Origin of the sequence: Sphingomonas sp. 4RDLI-65, assembly GCF_049472435.1 — a bacterium.
In the GTDB taxonomy this organism is placed as follows: Bacteria; Pseudomonadota; Alphaproteobacteria; order Sphingomonadales; family Sphingomonadaceae; genus Sphingomonas.
Genome location: NZ_JBCEBT010000012.1, coordinates 49,348 through 70,298, shown reverse-complemented (window position 1 = coordinate 70,298; position 20,951 = coordinate 49,348). Strand labels below are relative to the sequence as shown.

Here is a 20,951-nt window from a genome sequence, read left to right as displayed (position 1 = left end):
GAGGGGTCGGGGGAGGGGCTCGCCTCAGACGCGGCGGTGGTGGTTGTGTCAGGCCCTCCCCCGACCCCTCCCGCGAGCGGGAGGGGAGCAGAAGCAGAAGTGACTATTCCCTCTTCCACCAGCCAGCGCGCGAGTTTCGCTACGCGGTCGACCTTGTCGGCTACGGTGCCGAGCTTTTCGTGGAAGACGATCTTCGACAGCTTCTCCGCCTGCTCTTCGAGCGGGACGTTGCGGTCGGTGTCGTAGAAGAACTTCGCGTCCGACAAGCGTGCCGCGAGAACCTTGCGATTGCCCTCGACGATGCTCGCACCGCCGTCTTTCGCGTCGATGTTAGCGGTACAGACGAACGCGTTCGCGAGCTTTCCGTCGGCGCCGCGGCAGACGAAATATTTCTGGTTCACGCGCGCCGTCAGCTGGATCACCTCGGGGGGCACGTCGAGAAACGCGGGGTCGAACTGGCCTAGCAGGGGAATTGGCCATTCCGTCAGGCCGGCATTCTCGGCGACGAGGCCCTCGTCCTCGATCAGTTCGAGCCCGGCCTGTGCGGCGGCTTCGCGGGCGTGGTCGCGGATCAGCGTGGCGCGTTCGTCGTGGTCGACGATGACGTGGCAGGCGCGCAGCTTCTCGACATAGTCGTGCGCGCCGCCGATCGTGATCTGGTACGGGTGGTGGAAGCGGTGGCCGAGCGTGGCGGCGCCGCTGGCGATCCCGGCGATCTCGAACGGGACGATCTCTTCGCCGAGCAGCGCAACGATGCCTTGCAGCGGGCGGACCCAGCGAAGCGATTCGGTGCTGGCGGAGGCATCGCCCCAGCGCATCGACTTCGGCCACGGGAACGCGCGGACGATCGCGGGGATCGCGTCGGCGAGCACGGCTGCGGTGGCGCGGCCGGGCTTCTCGGTGACCGCGAACAGCGTGCCGTTGCGGTCTATCAGTTGCTCGCGGGTGAGGCCGGTTTTGCGGAGGAAGCCTTCGAGCGCCTGGGGGGGGGCGGAGGTCTTGGGGCCCTTGGTTTCCTCGGAGACGGCGGCGGTCTCGAGCGGCAGGTCGCGCGCGATCAGCGTCAGGCGGCGCGGGGTCGCGTAGGTGACGATCGCGCTGGTGGCGATCCCGGCCTTGGCGAGCTCGGCGGTGAACAGCCTGGCGAGATCGTCACGCGCCTTTGCCTGCATCCGGGCGGGGATTTCTTCGGAGCGGAGTTCGAGAAGGAAGTCGGTCATTTGGGTTCGCACGCGAAGAAGGGAGAAGGGGTTTCGCGCAGAGGCGCAGAGGCGCGGGGGAGAAGGGTAGAAAAGAAGGTTGGAGCGGTTGCGCTGCGCGCGGCCAAGTGACGCCGCAGGCGTCTTTCACCATGCCGAAGCCGGATTGCAGGTCGATATGCCGACTCCACCTCCTTCTGCTCCGCGCCTCTGCGCCTCTGCGCGCAAAACCCTTCTTGTACACGCACAGACATCATGCCGCCCATCCGTGCTTGTCCATCCAGGCTGCGCAGGCGCCTTTGGCGAGGTCGCGGACGCGGCCCATGTAGGCTTGGCGTTCGGCTACCGAGATTACGCCGCGGGCTTGCAACAGGTTGAAGATGTGGCTGGCTTTGATCGCCTGCTCGTACGCTGGGATTGGGAGTTTGGCGGAGAGGCTGTTCTCGCATTCGGCTACGTGCTTGCGGAACTGGTCGAAGAGCGAGTCCGTGTCGGCGATCTCGAAGTTCCACTTCGACATCTCCTGCTCGTTCTCCAGGAACACGTCGCCGTACGTCACGCCGGCATCGTTGAACGCCAGGTCATACACCGAGTCCTTGTCCTGGATGTACATCGCGAGCCGCTCCAGCCCGTAGGTGAGTTCGCCGGCGACGGGCTTCATGTCGAAGCCGCCCATCTGCTGGAAATAGGTGAACTGGGTCACCTCCATGCCGTCGCACCAGACCTCCCAGCCGAGACCCCAGGCGCCGAGCGTGGGGCTCTCCCAGTCGTCTTCGACGAAGCGGATGTCGTGTTTCAGCATGTCGATGCCGATCGCGGCCAGGCTGCCGAGGTAGAGTTCCTGGAGGTTGGCGGGGCTCGGCTTCAGGATGACCTGATACTGGTAGTAATGCTGGAGCCGGTTGGGGTTCTCACCGTAGCGGCCGTCGGTCGGGCGGCGGCAGGGCTGGACGAACGCGGCGTTCCACGGCTTCGGCCCGAGCGCGCGGAGCGTCGTGGCGGTGTGGAAGGTGCCCGCGCCCATTTCCATGTCGTAGGGCTGCAGGATCAGGCATCCGTGTTCGCTCCAGTAATCGTGGAGCGTCAGGATCATGCGCTGGAAGCTAAGGGGCTTTGTCACGGGCTGGGTCACGCGCGGGCTTTGGCGGATGGGGGTGCGGGAGGCAAGTGGTGCGTTTGCGCGGGGCACCCTACATGGGCTGCACCAACGATAAGGATGCCCTCCCCTTGAAGCTGTTCTCGAAGATCGTCTCGTTCCGATCCGCGCTCTCCGCCATCGCGATGGCGTTCGCTCTGCCCGCCTGTGCGCAGGTTGCTCCCAAGCCCGCGCAGGCCGCGAACGATGCCGATCCGGCGCTGTGGGTGGTGAAGGACAAGGACACGACGATCTACCTGTTCGGGACGATCCATGTGCTGAAACCCGGCATGACGTGGTTCGACGAGGCGGTGAAGACCGCATTCGATCGCTCGCAGCAGGTGGTGCTGGAGCTGGTGATGCCGGATGCTGCCAAGATGCAGTCGCTGGTGATGGCGACCGGCGTGGCGAAGGACGGCCCGACGCTGACCGAGCAGCTGCCGGCGGACAAGCGTGCGGCGTATGCCAAGGCGGTGACCGATCTGGGCTTGCCGGCGAATGCGTTCGATCGGTTCAAGCCGTGGCTGGCGGCGACCAACCTGTCGATCGCGCCTTTGTCTAAGCTTGGGTATGATGCGGCGAACGGGCCCGAGCAGGTGATTACGGCGGCGGCTAAGGCTGCGGGGAAGCCGGTTACGGGTCTGGAGACGGCGGAGCAGCAGCTGGGGTATTTCGGCGGGTTGTCGCAGAAGGCGCAGATCCAGTTTCTGGGGAGCACGATCGACGAGTTGCCGAAGCTGGAGACGACGATGGCGACTATGGTCGACGAGTGGGCGAAGGGCGATCCCGAGGCTTTGGCGCGCGAGATGAACGACAGCTTGAAGGATTCGCCCGAGGTGGCGAAGGTGTTGCTGGTGGATCGTAACGCGCGCTGGGCGGAGTGGGTCGCGAACCGCATGAAGTCGCCGGGGACTGTGTTTGTTGCGGTCGGCGCTGGGCATCTTGCGGGCAAGGACAGCGTCCAGGCGCAGTTGGCTAAGCTTGGGGTGAAGGCCGAGCGGGTACAGTATTGAGCTGCCCGAGTCCCTCTCCCCTCGGGGAGAGGGAGGGAGGAGCACTTGCGACGGAAGGGTGAGGGGGAGTTGGGATAACCGTCCCGAGCCCCACTCCCCTCACCCTCCCACACGCAAGAGCGTGCGGGCCCCTCCCTCTCCCCGGAGGGGCGAGGGTTCAGGTTTAGTTGATTTAAACTCAGCTTTCCGCTATGCGCCCGCGCTTCCGGTCCATGGTCATCCCTGGAGGCGTGGGCGGGAAGGACAACAAACGAGTTTCGGAGAATACAGATGAGCGACCAGTTGACGCTCGCAGCCGAGACGCGTGACCGGGTTGGCAAGGGAGCCTCCCGGGCGCTGCGTCGTGATGGCCGCGTGCCTGCCGTGATCTACGGCCTGAACAAGGAACCGATGTCGGTTCACCTCGAGGAAAAGGCGCTGATGAAGGCGCTGATGACCGGCCACTTCATGAATTCGGTCGTGATGGTCAACGGCGTGCGCACGCTGCCGAAGGACGTCTCGTTCCACCCGGTTTCGGATCGCCCGATCCATGTCGACTTCCTGCGCATCGGCGCACACTCGACGGTGACGGTTGCCGTTCCTGTCGTGTTCACCGACGAAGACGACGCACCGGGCATCAAGAAGGGCAAGGGTGTTCTGAACATCACGCGCCACGAGATCGAGCTGGTCGTCGACGCTTCGGACATCCCGAGCGAGATCACGATTTCACTCGCGGGCAAGGAAATCGGCGATTCGATCCACATCAGCGACGTGAAGCTGCCCAAGGGCGCGACGCCCGCGATCGACGACCGCGACTTCGCGATCGCCACGATCGTGCCGCCGACCGTGCCGACCGTCGAGGACGAGATCCTCGAGGCTGAGGTTGCCGAAGCACAGGCTGCCGAGGCTGCTGCCGAGGACGAGCCGGCCGTTGAGCCGAACGACGACAACAACGACGACGACAAGATCACGCCGCAGAAGAAGGACTGAGGGTTCAGCCCTTCGTCTTAGGATGATCTGGCGGGCGGGATGGCGACAAGCTTTCCCGCCCGTTTCGTTTTATGGGGCTGCCCCTTACTGTTCCCTCGCGAACGCGGGGGTCCAGGATCAAGTAGCACCATCGCCCGTTACCCTGGGCTCCTGCGTTCGCAGGAGAACACGGTTACGTGGCCGACGCGGTCTTTTGGAGAATCACACGTGCAGATCTGGGCGGGACTCGGCAATCCGGGGGCGCAATATGCGATGCACCGGCACAATGTCGGGTTCATGGTCGCCGACGCGATCGCCGAGGTGCACGGCTTCGGCGCGGTCAAGAAGCAGTTCCAGGGCTGGACGCAGGAGGGCCGGATCGGGTCGGAGCGTATCCTGCTGCTGAAGCCTGCGACCTTCATGAACGAGAGCGGCCGCGCGATCGGCGAGGCGCTGCGGTTCTACAAGCTCGGCGTCGAGGCGCTGACGGTGTTCCACGACGAACTCGATATCGCGCCGTTCCGCGTGAAGGTGAAGACCGGCGGCGGGACCGCGGGGCATAACGGGCTGCGCTCGACCGACCAGCATCTGGGGCCGGAGTTTCGCCGCGTGCGGCTGGGGATCGGGCATCCGGGGCACAAGGATCGCGTCACCGGGTACGTGCTCGGCAATTACGCGAAGGCCGAGATCGAGCCGTTGTCCGACATGCTCGGCGCGGTGGCGGCGGAGGCCAAGTGGCTGGCGGAGGGCGACGACGTCCGCTTCATGAACGATGTCGCGTTGAGGATGCAGCCATGACCACCCGTTCCTTGTTTGCCACGCGGTTCTACGAGGCCGATCTCGGCGACGACGATCTGGTCGAGGAACTGGAGGATGCCGCGCTCGAACTGGCGAAGGCCGATCGCGCCGGGGTCGCGTGGTCGAAGGCGCATGGGTATCGCGGGTATACGTCGTATGCGTCGCTGAACGACCTGCCACTCCGCGATCCGCGGTTCGGGGATCTGGTGCGGCTGCTGAACAAACATGTCGCGCAGTTTGCGAAGGACTGCGCGTTCGATCTTGGCGGGCGGAAGTTGAAGCTCGATAGCCTGTGGGTGAACGTCTTGAAGCCGGGTGGCGCGCATTCGGGGCATATCCATCCGCATAGCGTCGTGTCGGGGACGATGTACGTGGCGATTCCCGAGGGGGCTGGGGCGCTGAAGCTGGAGGATCCGCGGTTGCCGATGATGATGGCGGCGCCGACGCGGTTGGAGGATGCGGCGGAGGATCTGCGGACGTTCGTTTATGCGGAGCCTAAGGCGGGGAGTGTGTTTTTGTGGGAGAGCTGGTTGCGGCATGAGGTCGTGCCGAATGCTGCCAAGGGCGAGCGGATCAGTATTAGTTTCAACTATCGGTGGTGAGCGGGGCGCAGAGCAGGTCTGCGTGAGGGTGCCACCCCGGCGTAGGCCGGGGCCCAATTGGGAAACGTCGTAACGGAAGACCGCGTGTCATCACGTCTGCCTTCCCATTTGGGCCCCGGCCTTCGCCGGGGTGGTGGTATTGGTACGGGAGTGTGTTCGCACCGACTTTTACCCCCTCCCCTTTAGGGGAGGGAGCAGGCGGGACGGCGCACGTGATGCGCCGCTCCCTGCCCGGTCAGGCGGTCTTCATCGAGGCCATGTCGATGACGAAGCGGTACTTTACGTCGCTCTTCACCATGCGCTGATACGAGGGTTCGATCTCGTCCATGCGGATCATCTCGATGTCCGATACCAGGCCGTGCTCGTTGCAGAAATCGAGCATCTCCTGCGTTTCGGCGATGCCGCCGATCAGCGAGCCGGCGATCGCGCGGCGCTTGAAGATCAGGTTGCCAACCGAGGGCGACGGATGCGCGTGCTCCGGCACGCCGACCAGCGTCATCGTACCGTCGCGCTTCAGCAGCGCGGTGAAGGTGTCGAGGTTGTGGCTCGCCGCGACGGTGTTCAGGATGAAGTCGAAGCTGTTGGCGTGTTCGGCCATCGCGGCCTCGTCCTTCGACACGATCAGGTCCTTGGCGCCGAGACGCTTGGCGTCGTCGCGCTTGTTCGGCGAGGTCGAGAAGACATAGACTTCGGCGCCCATCGCGTTGGCGATCTTGACGCCCATGTGACCGAGACCGCCCAGGCCAACGATGCCGACCTTCTGGCCGGGTCCGACCTTCCAGTGCTTGAGCGGCGAATAGGTGGTGATGCCGGCGCAGAGCAGCGGCGCGACCGCGGCGAGATCGGCTTCGGGGTGCGAGACCTTCAGCACGAAGCCTTCGTCGACGACGATCTTGTCCGAATAGCCGCCGAAGGTGTGGCCGCCGAGTATGGGATCGGGGCCGTTATAGGTGCCGACCATTCCGGTCGTCTCGCAATATTGCTCTTCGCCGTCCTTGCACGACGGGCATTCGCCACAGCTGTCGACCATGCAGCCGACACCGACGGTGTCGCCGACCTTGAACTTGGTGACGTCGCTGCCGACGGCGGTGACGCGGCCGACGATCTCGTGGCCGGGGACGCACGGGTAAAGCGTGCCTTCCCACTCGCCCTTGGCGGTGTGGAGGTCGGAATGGCAGACGCCGCAGAACGCGATGTCGATCGCGACGTCGGTCTTGCCGGGCTCGCGGCGCTCGAAGCTGAACGGGGCGAGCGGGGTTTTGGGGGATTGCGCGGCGTAGCCGTGGGCGGTCGTGGTCATGAAGTTCCTGGAATATCTGGAGAGACGACCATCATAACCGTCGAGCCCTGGCTTCTCTACCGACCGGTATGATTATTTTGCTGCACTGCGGCAATCGAGTGGGTCGATCAGGCCCAGCATCGAGCGTGCACACCACCCCGGCGGAGGCCGGGGCCCAATTGGAAAGGTGGATTTGACCACGCGCAGACCTTCATCAGCTAGGCCTTCCCAATTGGGCCCCGGCCTTCGCCGGGGTGGTGAAGATAATTGGACTGGCGCCCAATGATGCGCGCAGGCGTCCTCGCTGGCCTTCCGCACCGCCCTGCCCTAAAGCGCGGCCACATTCTTACACCCCAATCTCAAACTAAAGGCATATCATGGGTTTTCGCTGCGGCATCGTGGGGCTGCCGAACGTCGGCAAGTCCACTCTCTTCAACGCGCTGACCGAGACGGCCGCGGCGCAGGCGGCGAATTATCCGTTCTGCACGATCGAGCCGAACGTCGGTAACGTCGGCGTGCCCGACAAGCGGCTCGACGCGCTGGCGAAGATCGCCGGATCGCAGAAGATCATCGAGACGCAGCTTGGCTTCGTCGACATCGCCGGCCTCGTGCGCGGCGCGTCGAAGGGCGAAGGGCTCGGCAACCAGTTCCTCGGCAACATCCGCGAGGTCGACGCGATCGTCCACGTGCTGCGCTGCTTCGAGGACGGCGACGTGACGCATGTCGACAACAAGGTCGATCCGATCGCGGATGCCGAGACGGTCGACACCGAGCTGATGCTGAGCGATCTCGAAAGCCTCGAGAAGCGCGTCCCGAACCTCGCCAAGAAGGGCATGCAGGGCGACAAGGAAGCCAAGATCGGCGCCGCCGTGCTCGGCCAGGCGCTCGAACTGCTCCGCGAGGGCAAGCCCGCGCGACTGACCGTGCCGAAGGACGAGGACGAGGCGCGCGTGTTTGCGCAGGCGCAGTTGCTGACCGCGAAACCCGTGCTGTACGTGTGCAACGTCGACGAGGGCGATGCGGCGAACGGCAATGCGCTGTCGGCGCGGGTGTTCGAGAAGGCGAAGGCCGAGGGCGCCGAGGCGGTCGTGGTGTCGGCGGCGATCGAGGCGGAAATCGCGACGATGCCGGCCGAGGATCGCGGCGAGTTTCTCGGCGAGCTGGGGCTGGAGGAGACCGGCCTCGCGCGCGTCATTACCGCCGGGTACAAGCTGTTGCACTTGCTTACGTTCTTCACGGTCGGCCCGAAGGAAGCGCGTGCCTGGACCGTCCACGAGGGGGCGACCGCACCGCAGGCGGCGGGCGAGATCCACGGCGATTTCGAAAAGGGCTTCATCCGCGCCGAGACGATCGCGTTCGACGACTTCATCGCGCTGGGTGGGGAATCGAAGGCGCGCGAGGCGGGCAAGCTGCGCGCGGAAGGCAAGGCGTACGTCGTGCACGACGGCGACGTGATGCACTTCCTCCACAGCTGATCGGCGCGCGATGGGCGGCGCTCAGCGATAGGGTTCGCAGGCGATCCCGTCATTGTCGCCGTCCATGCCGGGACGATATCCCGGCTGGCCGCGATACAGCGGTGCGGCGCCCGCTGCGCGTACCTGGCGGCAGCCGCTGTAGAAGACCGAGCTTTCCGAGCCGGTGGCCGAACGACTGGCGGGCGGCGCAGAGCCATAGGCCGACCGGACGACGTTATAGGGGGCCGTATCGCGCGCCGGCGGGGATTCGGGCAATCCGGAGCTGGTCGGTTCGTGGTCGATGACAGGCGCCGCTATCTCGACCGGATCGGCCGTTACCGCCTCGCTCGACGCTTCGACGGACGCGGGAGCCGGTGCCGCCATGACCCACACGCCCGCGAACACCAGCGCCGAGGCGAGGGCCGTCCCCGCGATAAACGATCGTTCCATGCGTCATCATAGCGCCGCGCGTGTTGACGAAAGCTTAGCGGCGATCGGTGTCGGGGGTTGGCCCCGTCGGCCGGGCATGGGTATAGACGCGATACCCGGTCCGGTGCGGCATCCAGGCCTGCCGATGCCAGGATGGCCGGTACCGGACGGAGGCGTTGGTTGACGGGTGAGACCATGAAGCGCCGCATACGACGGATCACGCGGGTAATCTCGCTGCGAACCCGCGGCATGACGCTGGCGATGCTGGCGAGTTGCGGCATGCTGGCGGGCTGCGATCGGCGGCCCGATACCGGTGCGGTGATCGTCAGCGCGATTGGCGCCGCACCGCGCGTTGCCGATGCGAGCCGCGTCGCGCTCGACATGCCGACCCGGCTGATGATGGACTCGACCGCGCAGGGGCTCGTGCGGTTCGATGCGGCGGGGCAGATCGAGCCCGGGCTGGCCGAACGCTGGATCGTGATCGACGGCGGCATGAGCTATATCTTCCGCCTGCGCGAGGGCGATTGGGGGGATGGCACGCCGGTCACCGCGGACCAGGTGGTGACGATGCTGGATCGACAGATCGGGCCGGGATCGCGCAACCCGCTCGCGCCGTACCTGACCGCGATCGACGAGATCGTGGTGATGACGCCGCAGGTGATCGAGGTGCGGTTGTCACGCCCGCGCCCGGACCTGCTGAAGCTGTTCGCGCAACCCGAGCTGGCGCTGTTGCGACTGCGCCCATCGGGCGGCACGGGTCCGTTCCGCGTCGTGCACCGCGGCCGTGCGCCGTTGCTGCGGCCCGCGTTCGATCCCGGGCAGGCCGATCCCGACGACCAGCGCGAGGCCAGACCGCAGGAGGACGTCCGGCTGATCGGCGAACGCGCCGCGCGGGCGATCGCTCGCTTTGCCAATAGAGACTCGGATCTGGTCGCGGGGGGCAGCTTCGCCGACTGGCCGCTGCTGGCGACGACCAATATCGCGCCCGCCAATATCCGCATCGACCCCGCCGCCGGGCTGTTCGGGCTGGCGATCGTTCGCCGTGAGGGCTTCCTGGCCGAAGCGGAAAACCGCGCGGCGGTGGCGGGCGCGATCGACCGGACCGCGCTGACCGCCGCGATCGCCCCCGCCTGGGAGCCGGCGGATCGTATCCTGCCGGACATCCTCGATTCCGCGTCGCTGCCGCAGGTGCCGGCCTGGACGTTGCTGACACAGGACGAGCGTCGGATCGCCGCCCGCCGACGGGTCGCGGCCTGGACGGGTGGACCGATCGACATGCGGATCGCGTTGCCCGCCGGTCCGGGCGCGACGCTGGTCTATGCGCAGGTCGCAGCCTCGCTGGTCGCGATCGGGATCACGCCGATGCGCGTCGCGATGAACGATGCCGCCGCCGACCTGAAGCTGGTCGATGCGGTGGCGCCGTACGACAGCGCGCGCTGGTACCTGGCCGCCGCGTGCATGGTGTGCGGCGAGGCTGCGCACGCCGCGCTGGAGGCCGCGCGCGAGGCACCGACGCTGGCCGAGCGCGGCCAGCGGATCGCCGCGGCGGATACGGCGATGCGCGAGGATTCGGCGTTCATACCGCTGGCCCGGCCGCTGCGCTGGTCGCTGGTCTCGCCGCGGCTGCAGCAATGGCAGCCCAACACGCGGGCGTGGCACCCGTTGAACCGGCTGCGCGCCGACACCAACTGATGCTCATGACCACACGCCCTACCCGCCTCGCCTCCGGGCTGAGTTTCGAGTCCCTGCCGATCGGCCGCGATGCACTGTCGGTGCGGCGCCGCGTGGAGGCGATGGAGCGGGTGATGGAGGGGCTGTTCACGATCCCCGGCACCAACCGCAAGGTCGGCATGGACGTGGTGCTCGACATCATTCCGTTTGCGGGCAGCACGATCGCCGCGGCGGTCGGCACGTGGATGGTGTGGGAAGCGCGCAACATCGGCATGTCGAAGCTGCAGATGACGCGCATGTTCGGCAATGTCGGGGTCGACTGGGCGCTCGGGATGATCCCGTTCGTCGGCGCGGTCCCCGATTTCTTCTTCCGCTCGAACACCCGCAACCTGCGGATCATCAAGAAGCACCTCGACAAGCATCATCCGTCGACGACGACGCTGGAAGGGTAAGACGGCCTTCTCCTGATCCTCCCCCGCCAGGGGGAGGATCAGGAGGTGCCCTACCGGCTTCCGCGCCAGATCTGGAGCGGGGCGGTCGGCGCGAGGCCGCCCTGGTGGACCGGGCAGCGGCGATAGCGGAAGCGGCGGTCGAGGCAGATCCAGACCTCGTCGAGCCAGCCCTGCTTCGTCGCCGTGACGCGCATCATGTCCGGTTTCAGCCCCGGATTCACGCTCGCCATCGCCGCGGCAAAGCGCGCGGCCGTCAGCGGCGTGCGCGATAACGCATCCATGTCGGGATAACGCACCTTGCCGTACAGCCCCGCCGACTGGTTGAAATACTTGGCCGGGCGGTAGCCGGGCATGCAGGTGCCGTGCTTCGCCCATTCATGCTGGAGCAGCTGCGCCGACGGTGTCGTGCAGAGATGCGCGCGGATCACCGGGGGCGGTACGAAATCCGCCGCGCGACAATATTGCGGCCAGTCCTTGCCGACGCCGTCGGGCCACAGCCCGTGCAGCGTGAAGCCGAACCGATTGCCGGCACCGCACTGGAACTGGGACCCGGTCCGCGCCCCGTTGTCGCGGCAATATTGCGGCGTCCAGCTGATCGCGAGCGTATAGCTGCCGATCGGGATATCGCGCTTCGGCTGGCTCTCAGACGGCAGGTCGGGGCGGACGCGCTCGACCGTCGCGGGGGTCGAGCATTGATACGCCTGCGCATGCCCGACTGCGGGCAACGCGAGCGCCGTTACGGCGAGGGTCAGTCTAGAAAGCATGCGGCATATCCTCGTCGCTGTCGTCGTCGTCCGGCAGTTCGCCGAACCAGAGTTTCGCATCGGGTTTGAACAGTTGGAGCGCGCCGACGATATACAGGACGCTGGCGCCGACCGACAGAAGCAGGGTCGCCGTACTCGCCGCACGGCCGAGCGCGAGCGTACCGAGCGACAGCAGGACGCTCAACGCGCCGAACGCCGCAAAGACGACGACCACCCATTTCGCGGGTAGGCTGGGCGCGCGCGCCGTGAAATACCAGAGGAGCAGGTTGATCGCGATGCCGAACGCCTGGACCGTCGGCAGCAGCCAGACCGCGTTCGCCAACAACGGGTTCGCACCGAGGATCGCGGTCCGCTGCGTCCAGCTCATCGCCGACACGATCAGCCCGAGCGCGAACGACGCGAGGTACAATCTCTCATATCGTATGATGGATGTCGGCCTGATCATGCTCATCGTCCCCTGCCCACAGGCCGCCCTCGAACCCAAGCGATCGGTACGCCGTCAAACCGTCGCGAAGTCCAGGCCTATATCCGCCGCCGGCGCGGACTGCGTCAAGCGGCCGACCGAGACATAGGTGACCCCGGTCTCGGCGATCGCGCGGATGGTGTCGAGGTTGACGCCGCCCGACGCCTCGGTCGGCACGCGGCCGCCGACCAGCGCGACCGCCTCGCGCAGCATTGCCGGCGGCATGTTGTCGAGCAGGAGATGCGTCGCGCCTGCGGTCAGCGCGGGAGCGATCTGGTCGATCCGGTCGACCTCGACGATGATGTGCGCGATCCCCGCATCCTTCGCACGCCGCACCGCCTCGCCGACGCCGCCGGCGACCGCGACGTGATTGTCCTTGATCATCGCCGCATCCCAAAGCCCCATGCGGTGGTTCTGCGCGCCGCCCATCCGGGTCGCGTATTTCTCCAGCACGCGCAGGCCGGGGATGGTCTTGCGCGTGTCGAGCAGGATCGCGCCGGTGCCGGCGATCGCATCGACATACGCCCGCGTCATCGTCGCGATCCCCGACAGATGCTGCACCGTGTTGAGCGCGGATCGTTCGGCGGTGAGCAGTGCCCGCCCTGCCCCTTCGAGCCGCAGCAGTTCGGTGCCCGCGGCAACCGTATCGCCGTCCTGGACGAGACGCTCGATCGTCACAGCGGGATCGAGCGCGCGAAAGAACGCCTCGGCCAAGTCGAGCCCGGCGACGACGATCGGATCGCGACTGTCCATCACGCCGGTGAACCGCGCGTCGGCGGGGATCACCGCAGCGGAGGTGATATCGCCGATCGTGCCGAGATCCTCGGCGAGTGTCGCCGCGACGAACGCCTCGATATCGAAGGATGCCGGTATGCCGGGCGATCCGGGCCTTGCTGCGTTCACCTGAAGTCTCCCGGACTATGCCAACCCGTCATGGCAGTGCCGGTGCCAAAAAACGTCGCATGGGGACAGCGAATTCACAATGCCGCCGAGCGAACGAAAAATAATTTAGAGGCGCGGGAACCAAATGCATCGAGGTCGGTTGCGTGTTCGAGACCCAAGGGAAAATCGATGCCTGTCAAGACGATCGCCGATACCGCACGCCTGAACGCCTTGCTCGACGAAGCGCTTGCGCTCGCCGATGCGCTCCAGCTGCCGATCGCTGCGATCCATATCGACCAGGCACTGGCGCATCTTGGCGAAGATACGCCCGCAGCGTGAGATTGCGGGGACGGGGCACGTACCCGTCCGACATTTCCTGACTTACCAGCACCAATATCCTAATCCTCCCCCTCGCGAGGGAGGACCGTTGGGTTTACCGCGCGCCCAGATCGCCCTTGCCGACGGTGTTCGAGGCCATTTCCAGCATCCGGTCGAGGCTCTTTTTCGCCTGGAGCCGAAGCCCCTCCTCGATCTCGATCCGCGGCGCCAGATCGCGTAGCGCGACGTACAGCTTTTCGAGCGTGTTGAGCGCCATGTACGGGCAGATGTTGCAGTTGCAGTTGCCGTCCGCGCCCGGCGCACCGATGAAGCGCTTGTTCGGCAGCGCCTTTTCCATCTGGTGGATGATGTGCGGCTCGGTCGCGACGATCAGCGTGTCGCCCGGCATCGCCAGCGCGTAATCAAGGATGCCGCGCGTCGAGCCGACATAATCCGCGTGGTCGAGGATGATCGGCGGGCATTCGGGATGCGCCACCACAGGCGCGCCCAGATGCTGCGCCTTGAGCTTCATCAGTTCGGTCTCGCTGAACGCCTCGTGGACGATACAGACGCCCGGCCACAGCAGCATGTCGCGACCAGTCTTCCGCGCGAGATAGCCGCCGAGATTGCGGTCGGGGCCGAAGATGATCTTCTGGTCGAGCGGGATCTGCGCGAGGATCGTGTCCGCCGACGACGAGGTGACGATGATGTCGGAGAGCGCCTTCACCTCGGTCGAGCAGTTGATGTAGGTCAGCGCGATGTGATCGGGATGCTTCGCACGGAACGCGGCGAACTGCTCGGGCGGACAACTGTCTTCCAGGCTGCACCCGGCGTCCATGTCGGGCAGCACGACGATCTTGTCGGGCGAGAGGATCTTGGCGGTTTCGGCCATGAAGCGCACGCCGCAGAACGCGATGACGTCGGCGTCGGTGGCCGCCGCCTTGCGCGACAGATCGAGGCTGTCGCCGACGAAATCGGCGAGATCCTGAAGCTCGGGCTTCTGGTAATAATGCGCGAGGATGACGGCGTTCTTCTCCTTGCGGAGGCGCTCGATCTCGGCGCGGATGTCGATGCCGGCGAAGTTCTGGTTCAATTCCATGGTCGTATCCCGAGTTTAGCTCGCGTTCCCTAGCACGTCCTGCAGCGAGCGCGAGGTGTCCCAGCGTTCGGTGCTCGCGGTCGGCTCGTCGGCGAAGCGAACCGCGACGGTCGCATCGATCCCGGCGGCACGCAGCGGCATCGCGAAACTGCGCTCCACGGCACGCCGGGTTGCGTCGCGCGCGAGCTTGATCATCGCCGGCTCGCGTGCCTGGCGGATCAGCTCGATCTGGCCGGCGCGACGGTTGGCGGCGTCGAGGCGCTTCTCGGCGTCGGTGAAGGTGGTCAACACGCCACCCGAGCCATATTCGCGAACCGCGGTCAGATCGACCTGCGGGCCATCAGCCTCGACCGCAGGCAGGCGCACCGACAAGGTCTTGGTGGTGCCATCCCACGCGACGTCGGCTTGCGTGAGCTTGGCCATGTCGACGTCGTAGCGCACCATGCCGGGCATGATCAGCGTCTTCTCGGTGGTGAAGCCCAATTGCGACTGCCTCGACGTGACGACCGCGACATAGCGCGCGGCGAACGCGGAGAGCCGGTTCTGCTCACGCAGGCCCTGGAGGCTGGCGCTGGCGATCGTCGTCGGATCGGGCGTCAACCGGTCGCTGACATAGCGCTGCACGCCCCACAGCGCGAGCAGACCGGCAAGGATCAAGATGACGACCACGCCGACCGCCTTTGCGAGGAAGGGGCCCAGGCCCGATTTGGGTGCGGGGGTCAGGTCGTCCGCCATGTCTCGCTTTCCTCGATCACCAGTCCGCGGGTTTGCAGGTCGTAGAGATGCGCCAGCACCGATCGCGCGGCGGCGGGCACGAGGCGCGCGTCGAGCCCCACATACATGCGATCGACCAGCGCGGGGATCGTCCGCGCGGCCTCGCGGAGCAGCCGGAGGATCTGCCCCTCGCGCTGCTTGCGATGGCCGAGCATGCCGCGGACGAGGCGTTGCGGCTTTTTCACCGCCTCGCCGTGGCCGGGATAATAGATGCGGTCGTCGCGACGCATGAGTTTTTCGAGGCTCGCCATGTACGCCGTCATGTCGCCATCGGGCGGCGAGACGATCGTCGTCGACCAGCCCATGACATGATCGCCGGAGAACAGCGCGTTCGTATCGGTCAGCGCGAAGGCGAGATGGTTCGAGGTGTGGCCGGGCGTCGCGATCGCCTCCAGGGTCCAGCCGTCACCGCGGATCGCGTCACCTTCGGCAAGGACCCGATCGGGGACGTAGTCGGCGTCGAACGACGCGTCCGCGCGCGCGCCCGCGTCGTCGAGATCAAAGGGGGCGGCGCCAACTATCGGGGCGCCGGTGAGCGCCTTGAGCGGGCGCGTGGCGGGGCTGTGATCGCGGTGATGGTGCGTGACGACGATCGCGGTCACCGGGCGGCCGTCGATCGCGCGGACTAGCGCGTCGAGATGCGCGGGATCGTCGGGACCGGGATCGATCACGGCCAGATCGGTGGTACCAACGATGTGCGTCTGCGTGCCGGTATACGTATACGGCGACGGATTGGGCGCGAGCACGCGAACGACGAGCGGCTCGAGCTGGATCGGGATACCGGTCGGATGCTCAGCCATGGACGCGAGATGGCGGCTTCATGGGGCGATGGCAAGACCCTCGGCAATTCGGCCGATTGTCGCCGTTCTTTACAAGTCGGCAACGCCTGAAATCGGCGTTAACTATCGAGGCGCCCACAAATCCGCGGCGATCGGAACTTGGCACGCAGGATGCAATGTGTGGGATGTCACCGAACGTACCCACGTTCATGCAGGGTGGATCGACCGCTTCCTTCCGGTCTCGCGTCGATCCACCCTCCCCGGTGTCATTTTCAAATCGAGTCGCGCGGCTTTTCGAGCCGTCTCCCCAGCGGAAGCTGGGGTATCCCTCGATGCAGATGTCGTCCGCCACACGATGAGACCCCAGCTTTCGCTGGGGTGACGGTGGAGACAGCTGGGGTGACGGTGGAAAAAACGGGACGCTATGAGGCTCGACCCTCAGTTCGCCTTCTGCGTCTCGAACAACTGCTTCAGCTCACCGCTCTCGTACATCTCCATCATGATGTCAGAGCCGCCGACGAACTCGCCGTCGACATAGAGCTGCGGGATGGTCGGCCAGTCCGAATAGGCCTTGATGCCCTGGCGGATGCCCTGGTCCTGGAGCACGTCGACGCTCTCGAATTCGACCTCGAGATGGTTGAGAATCGCGATCGCGCGGCTCGAGAAGCCGCACTGCGGGAACAGCGGGCTGCCCTTCATGAACAGGACGACGGGGCTCGCTTTCACGAGAGCGTCGATGCGGGCGTTGGAATCGTCGGTCATTGGTAGGTCCTCAGGAAATTGCGGTGGTAAGCTGAAGGGCGTGCAGGACGCCGCCCATGCGCCCGCCGAGCGCGGCGTAGACGGCCTGATGCTGCTTCACGCGGCTGAGGCCGGCAAAGCTCGCGGCGGTCACCTTGGCGGCATAATGATCGCCGTCGCCCGCGAGATCGGTAATCTCGACCTGGGCATCGGGAATTGCGTCGCGGATCATCGTCGCGATGTCGTCGGCAGCCATCGGCATATCAGTGCGACTCCAGCAACTGGCGACGTGCCTCGATCATCTGCTGCGCGAGCGCGCGGCGGACGGTGGCTTCGTCGTGATCGAGCCCAGCGGCGGTCAGGTCGCCGACCAGTTTGCGCACGACGTCATCGTCGCCGCCGCCTTCCATGTCGGCATGGACGAGCGCGGTGGCATAGGCGTCGGTCTCTTCCGGCGTCAGCGCCATCTCGTGCGCGGCCCACGCCCCGAGCAGGCGATTGCGGCGTGCGGTGATCCGGAACGCCATCTCCTCCTCGCGCGCGAAATGCGCCTCGCTGGCGCGTTCGCGATCCTCGAAAATGGTCATTGCGCGGGTCCCCGTTCAGTCTCGTATTCGTCCCTGAGATAGGTCGCCGACCGCCCGCGCGCAATATTCCGCGAATCCTTACAAAAAACGGTGGAACAAAGGCGAGATCGTAATCATATATAAGTCAGTCACGTGACAAATTGCACGGACAGGAGAGCGATCATGGCAAGCATAACGGCATCCTCGAACGTCCCACCGCCACAGGCGGCACAGCAAAGCTCGGAGCCGAAATTCGTCCAGGGGCTGGCATATGGCCTGCTCGTGTCGATGTTGATCTGGGCGATCATCGCCCTGGCGATCTACCAGCTGGTCTGACCGGACCGTAGGTCGGCTGGGCTCAGCCGACCTCCACCACGAGTTTGCCGATGGCGCCGCGTGCCGCCATCTTGGCGATCGCCTTGCCACCGTCTTCGAACGCGAAAACTTCCGTCACGCGCGGCGCGATCTTTCCCTTCGCCCACAGATCGAACAGCGTCTCGATATGTGCCTGATTCGCCTTTGGATCGCGTGCCGCGAACGCGCCCCAGAAAACGCCGCAGACGTCGCAGCTTTTTAGCAGCGTGAGGTTGAGCGGGAGTTTTGGGATGCCGGCGGGGAAGCCGACGACGAGGTACTTGCCCTCCCATGCGATAGATCGCAGGGCGGGTTCCGCGTAATCGCCGCCGACCGGATCGTAGATCACATGCGCGCCGTCGCGACCGACTGCCGCCTTGAACTGCTCGGCGAGGGCCTTCGACTGGTCCTTGTCGAACGGGGCACGCGCGTAGATCAGCGTGTCGTCGGCGCCAGCGGATTTGGCGGCGGCGGCTTTTTCCTCGGACGAGACGGCGGCGACGACCTTCGCGCCGAACGCCTTGCCGAGCTCGATCGCCGCGAGGCCTACCCCGCCGGCCGCGCCTAGGACGAGCAACGTCTGCCCCGCCTGGATGTGGCCGCGGTCGAGAAGTGCGTGGATCGTCGTGCCGTAGGTGAGGATCAGCGAGGCGCCCTCGGCGAAGCTGCGGCCTTCGGGGAGGCGGTAGAGCTTGGCGGGGTCGGCGATGACCTGCTCGCACAGCCCGCCGTGGCCGAGCATCGCGATGACGCGGTCGCCGATCTCCCAGCCTGTGACACCCTCGCCGATCGACGCGATCGTGCCGGCGATCTCGCCGCCCGGTGCGAACGGGCGCTGCGGCTTGAACTGGTATTTGTCCTCGATGATCAGGACGTCGGGGAAGTTGATCGCGCAGGCCTTGACCGCGACGACCACCTGTCCGGGGCCAGCCACCAGATCGGGCAGCTCGACCATTTCCAGAGTTTCAGGTCCGCCGACTGCCTTCGACACCAATGCTCGCATACCCGCTCTCCACCGTCATCCAGGGGCGATTCGATGCGACCGCCTCCTCGAAATTTGAAATCTGGGTATCCCTTGCCAGCGTCAGGCCGACTTCGTCCAGCCCTTCCATCAGGCACTGACGGCGGAATGCGTCCAGTTCGAAGGTGAAGCGGTCCTGGAACGGGGTGGTGACGGTCATCGTCTCGAGGTCGACGGTGACGATCTGGTCCTTGGCGACTTCCAGCAGACGATCGATCGCTTCCTGGGGAAGCACGACCGGGACGATGCCATTCTTGAACGCGTTGCCCGAGAAGATGTCGGAGAAACTCGGCGCGATCACCGCGGTGATGCCCATATCGGCGAGTGCCCAAGCGGCGTGCTCGCGGCTGGAACCGCAGCCGAAATTATCGCCGGCAATGAGGATCGGCGATCCGGCATAGCGCGGATCGTCGAAGATGTTGGCAGGGTCGGCACGCACAGTCTCGAACGCGCCGCGGCCGAGGCCGGTGCGCGTGATCGTCTTCAGCCAATGCGCCGGGATGATGACGTCGGTGTCGATGTTCTTCGCGCCCCAAGGATAGGCGCGGCCCGAGACGGTCGTGACGGGGGTCATCGCTGTTCCGTGTGCTCCGGGACAACACGCGCCGATGCGACATAGGCCGCGACGCCGCTGAGCATTGCGCCAGCCGCCAGCAGTACGAAAACCTTCTTCATGTTCTTGCCCCCATCAACTCTCTGACGTCGCTCAGCTTGCCGGTTACCGCCGCTGCCGCCGCCATCGCGGGTGATACCAGATGCGTGCGCGCTCCGGGACCCTGTCGGCCAACGAAATTACGGTTCGACGTGGAAGCGCAACGCTCCCCCGCAGGGACTTTGTCCGGGTTCATCGCGAGGCACATCGAACAGCCCGGTTCGCGCCATTCGAACCCGGCGGTGATGAAGATCCGATCGAGCCCCTCGGCTTCCGCCTGGCGCTTCACCAGGCCAGAGCCGGGGACGACGAGCGCGCGGACACCGGTTGCGACATGGCGGCCATCGGCGATCGCTGCGGCGGCGCGGAGGTCCTCGATGCGGCTGTTGGTGCAGCTGCCGATGAAGACGTGCTGGATCGGCACGTCGCGCATCGCGGTGCCGGCGGTGAGGCCCATGTAATCGAGCGACTTCTGTGCCGCTGCCTGCTTGGCGGGATCGGCGAAGCTCGATGGTTCGGGGACCACGCCGGTGATCGGCACGACGTCCTCGGGGCTGGTGCCCCAGGTGAGACCCGGGGCGATATCGGCGGCGTCGAGCACGACGGACTTGTCGTATTTCGCGCCTGGATCGGTCGCGAGGCTGCGCCACCAGGCGACCGCGCGGTCCCAATGCTCGCCGGTGGGGGCCATCGGGCGGCCCTTGAGATACGCGAAGGTCGTGTCGTCGGGCGCGATGAGGCCGGCGCGGGCACCCGCCTCGATCGACATGTTGGCGATCGTCAGGCGGCCTTCGATCGACATGTTGCGGATCACGCTGCCGGTGAATTCGATGACGTGGCCGGTGCCGCCCGCCGCGCCGATCTTGCCGATGATCGCGAGGATGACGTCCTTCGGGCTGACGCCGAAGCCGAGTTCGCCGTCGACGCGGACTTCCATCGTCTTGGCCTGCGACAACAGCAGCGTCTGCGTGGCGAGGACATGCTCGACCTCGCTGGTGCCGATCCCGAACGCGAGCGCGCCGAGTGCGCCGTGCGCCGACGTGTGGCTGTCGCCGCAGACCAGCGTCGTGCCGGGCAGCGTGAAGCCCTGCTCGGGGCCGACGACGTGGACGATGCCCTGCTCGGCGGCGGTCGCGTCGATATAGTCGATGCCGAACTCGGACGTGTTGCGGCGGAGCGCGTCGAGCTGTTGCGCGCTCTCGGGATCGGCGATCGGCAGGACGCGGCCGGCGGCGTCTTTGCGCGCTGTGGTCGGGAGGTTATGATCGGGGACGGCTAGCGTCAGGTCGGGGCGGCGGACCTTGCGGCCTGCCACGCGGAGACCTTCGAAGGCCTGTGGGCTGGTGACTTCGTGGACGAGGTGGCGGTCGATGTAGATCAGGCAGGTGCCGTCGTCGCGGCGTTCGACGACATGCGCCGCCCAGATCTTTTCGTACAAGGTTTGTGGAGTGGCCATGATGCTGGCGCGTTAACCGAAAAGGGGTGCGAGGTCGAGGTTCGATGTAATTTTCGGTCGTTGGGACCTGAAAAGCGTATTGGCGGCATTGCCCCATCCGCT

General features: G+C 65.9%; 25 protein-coding genes. 9 read left to right on the top strand and 16 right to left on the bottom strand.

Translation table 11 applies throughout. The annotated features are described in order from the left end of the window. Together glyS and VH567_RS17285 are read right to left on the bottom strand one after the other, a co-directional pair. Positions 1-1,220: glycine--tRNA ligase subunit beta (gene glyS, locus VH567_RS17290; protein ID WP_423327458.1), on the bottom strand; the 1,220-nt coding region annotated here is incomplete at its 3' end. A gap of 232 nt (positions 1,221-1,452) precedes the next feature. After that, a complete protein-coding gene (locus tag VH567_RS17285; protein WP_056047263.1) occupies positions 1,453-2,292 on the bottom strand; it encodes a glycine--tRNA ligase subunit alpha in 840 nt (279 codons plus the stop codon). Positions 2,293-2,480: 188 nt separating this feature from the next. Here VH567_RS17285 and VH567_RS17280 point away from each other — a divergent pair, with 188 nt between their 5' ends. The 4 genes from VH567_RS17280 (at position 2,481) to VH567_RS17265 (ending at position 5,695) form a co-directional block, all read left to right on the top strand. Further along, a complete protein-coding gene (locus tag VH567_RS17280; protein ID WP_423327461.1) occupies positions 2,481-3,347 on the top strand; it encodes a TraB/GumN family protein in 867 nt (288 codons plus the stop codon). A gap of 270 nt (positions 3,348-3,617) precedes the next feature. Continuing rightward, positions 3,618-4,316, top strand: coding sequence for a 50S ribosomal protein L25/general stress protein Ctc (locus tag VH567_RS17275; RefSeq protein ID WP_423327457.1), 699 nt, complete (start codon positions 3,618-3,620; stop codon positions 4,314-4,316). Between the two features lie 207 nt (positions 4,317-4,523). Continuing rightward, a complete protein-coding gene (gene pth / locus VH567_RS17270) occupies positions 4,524-5,093 on the top strand; it encodes an aminoacyl-tRNA hydrolase (RefSeq protein WP_060523895.1) in 570 nt (189 codons plus the stop codon). Then, a complete protein-coding gene (locus VH567_RS17265; RefSeq protein ID WP_423327456.1) occupies positions 5,090-5,695 on the top strand; it encodes a TIGR02466 family protein in 606 nt (201 codons plus the stop codon). Before pth ends, VH567_RS17265 begins: the two co-directional genes overlap by 4 nt. Positions 5,696-5,930: 235 nt before the next feature. On the opposite strand, the gene VH567_RS17260 is transcribed toward VH567_RS17265, so the two are convergent. Beyond that, positions 5,931-6,995, bottom strand: coding sequence for an NAD(P)-dependent alcohol dehydrogenase (locus VH567_RS17260; RefSeq protein ID WP_423327455.1), 1,065 nt, complete (start codon positions 6,993-6,995; stop codon positions 5,931-5,933). Positions 6,996-7,351: 356 nt separating this feature from the next. Between VH567_RS17260 and ychF the strand changes: the two genes are divergently transcribed. Next, positions 7,352-8,449 carry a redox-regulated ATPase YchF gene (gene ychF, locus VH567_RS17255; RefSeq protein ID WP_056047251.1) on the top strand — a complete coding sequence of 366 codons (1,098 nt, stop codon included), beginning with the start codon at positions 7,352-7,354 and terminating at the stop codon, positions 8,447-8,449. 21 nt (positions 8,450-8,470) lie between these two features. Here ychF and VH567_RS17250 read toward each other — a convergent pair whose 3' ends face one another. Further along, complete coding sequence (locus tag VH567_RS17250; protein ID WP_423327454.1) at positions 8,471-8,878, bottom strand: excalibur calcium-binding domain-containing protein; 408 nt, start codon at positions 8,876-8,878, stop codon at positions 8,471-8,473. A 174-nt stretch (positions 8,879-9,052) separates the two neighbouring features. Between VH567_RS17250 and VH567_RS17245 the strand changes: the two genes are divergently transcribed. Both VH567_RS17245 and VH567_RS17240 read left to right on the top strand, forming a co-directional pair. Continuing rightward, positions 9,053-10,549, top strand: a complete 1,497-nt coding sequence (locus tag VH567_RS17245; RefSeq protein WP_423327453.1) for an ABC transporter substrate-binding protein — start codon at positions 9,053-9,055, stop codon at positions 10,547-10,549. Positions 10,550-10,554: 5 nt separating this feature from the next. After that, positions 10,555-10,980: a DUF4112 domain-containing protein gene (locus tag VH567_RS17240; protein ID WP_423327452.1), complete on the top strand. Its 426-nt coding sequence runs from the start codon at positions 10,555-10,557 to the stop codon at positions 10,978-10,980. Between the two features lie 50 nt (positions 10,981-11,030). Here VH567_RS17240 and VH567_RS17235 read toward each other — a convergent pair whose 3' ends face one another. The 3 genes from VH567_RS17235 to nadC all read right to left on the bottom strand — a co-directional run bounded on the left by VH567_RS17235 (position 11,031) and on the right by nadC (position 13,110). Further along, positions 11,031-11,744, bottom strand: coding sequence for a ribonuclease T2 family protein (locus VH567_RS17235; protein WP_423327451.1), 714 nt, complete (start codon positions 11,742-11,744; stop codon positions 11,031-11,033). Further along, positions 11,734-12,153 carry a hypothetical protein gene (locus VH567_RS17230; protein WP_423327450.1) on the bottom strand — a complete coding sequence of 140 codons (420 nt, stop codon included), beginning with the start codon at positions 12,151-12,153 and terminating at the stop codon, positions 11,734-11,736. Before VH567_RS17230 ends, VH567_RS17235 begins: the two co-directional genes overlap by 11 nt. A 90-nt stretch (positions 12,154-12,243) precedes the next feature. Next, positions 12,244-13,110 carry a carboxylating nicotinate-nucleotide diphosphorylase gene (gene nadC / locus VH567_RS17225; protein ID WP_423327449.1) on the bottom strand — a complete coding sequence of 289 codons (867 nt, stop codon included), beginning with the start codon at positions 13,108-13,110 and terminating at the stop codon, positions 12,244-12,246. 168 nt (positions 13,111-13,278) lie between these two features. Between nadC and VH567_RS17220 the strand changes: the two genes are divergently transcribed. Further along, complete coding sequence (locus VH567_RS17220; RefSeq protein WP_423327448.1) at positions 13,279-13,428, top strand: hypothetical protein; 150 nt, start codon at positions 13,279-13,281, stop codon at positions 13,426-13,428. Positions 13,429-13,522: 94 nt separating this feature from the next. Here VH567_RS17220 and nadA read toward each other — a convergent pair whose 3' ends face one another. The 6 genes from nadA to VH567_RS17190 all read right to left on the bottom strand — a co-directional run bounded on the left by nadA (position 13,523) and on the right by VH567_RS17190 (position 17,387). After that, positions 13,523-14,506 (bottom strand): quinolinate synthase NadA, encoded by a 984-nt coding sequence (gene nadA, locus VH567_RS17215; RefSeq protein WP_423327447.1) that lies wholly within the window; start codon positions 14,504-14,506, stop codon positions 13,523-13,525. A gap of 15 nt (positions 14,507-14,521) precedes the next feature. Beyond that, positions 14,522-15,241 carry a DUF4230 domain-containing protein gene (locus VH567_RS17210; protein WP_423327446.1) on the bottom strand — a complete coding sequence of 240 codons (720 nt, stop codon included), beginning with the start codon at positions 15,239-15,241 and terminating at the stop codon, positions 14,522-14,524. Continuing rightward, positions 15,226-16,080 (bottom strand): MBL fold metallo-hydrolase, encoded by an 855-nt coding sequence (locus VH567_RS17205; protein WP_423327445.1) that lies wholly within the window; start codon positions 16,078-16,080, stop codon positions 15,226-15,228. The genes VH567_RS17210 and VH567_RS17205 overlap by 16 nt, the downstream gene beginning before the upstream one ends. Positions 16,081-16,497: 417 nt before the next feature. Further along, on the bottom strand, positions 16,498-16,821 hold the full coding sequence (gene grxD, locus VH567_RS17200) for a Grx4 family monothiol glutaredoxin (protein ID WP_187505124.1): 324 nt from the start codon (positions 16,819-16,821) through the stop codon (positions 16,498-16,500). Between the two features lie 10 nt (positions 16,822-16,831). Further along, a complete protein-coding gene (locus tag VH567_RS17195; protein ID WP_353441262.1) occupies positions 16,832-17,062 on the bottom strand; it encodes a BolA/IbaG family iron-sulfur metabolism protein in 231 nt (76 codons plus the stop codon). Position 17,063: 1 nt separating this feature from the next. Next, positions 17,064-17,387, bottom strand: a complete 324-nt coding sequence (locus VH567_RS17190) for a DUF1476 domain-containing protein (RefSeq protein ID WP_423327444.1) — start codon at positions 17,385-17,387, stop codon at positions 17,064-17,066. A 162-nt stretch (positions 17,388-17,549) separates the two neighbouring features. On the opposite strand from VH567_RS17190, the gene VH567_RS17185 reads away from it, so the two are divergent. After that, on the top strand, positions 17,550-17,702 hold the full coding sequence (locus VH567_RS17185) for a hypothetical protein (RefSeq protein ID WP_423327443.1): 153 nt from the start codon (positions 17,550-17,552) through the stop codon (positions 17,700-17,702). Between the two features lie 22 nt (positions 17,703-17,724). Here the strand turns inward: VH567_RS17185 and VH567_RS17180 are convergent, their stop codons facing one another. The 3 genes from VH567_RS17180 to leuC all read right to left on the bottom strand — a co-directional run bounded on the left by VH567_RS17180 (position 17,725) and on the right by leuC (position 20,849). Then, the gene (locus VH567_RS17180; protein ID WP_423327442.1) at positions 17,725-18,723 is read right to left on the bottom strand and encodes an NADPH:quinone oxidoreductase family protein; all 999 of its coding nucleotides are present in this window, start codon (positions 18,721-18,723) and stop codon (positions 17,725-17,727) included. Next, positions 18,686-19,315, bottom strand: a complete 630-nt coding sequence (gene leuD, locus VH567_RS17175; protein ID WP_423327441.1) for a 3-isopropylmalate dehydratase small subunit — start codon at positions 19,313-19,315, stop codon at positions 18,686-18,688. The genes VH567_RS17180 and leuD overlap by 38 nt, the downstream gene beginning before the upstream one ends. A 97-nt stretch (positions 19,316-19,412) precedes the next feature. Then, entirely contained in the window at positions 19,413-20,849 is a 1,437-nt protein-coding gene (leuC, locus tag VH567_RS17170; protein WP_423327440.1) for a 3-isopropylmalate dehydratase large subunit, read from the bottom strand. Positions 20,850-20,951 lie beyond the last annotated feature (102 nt).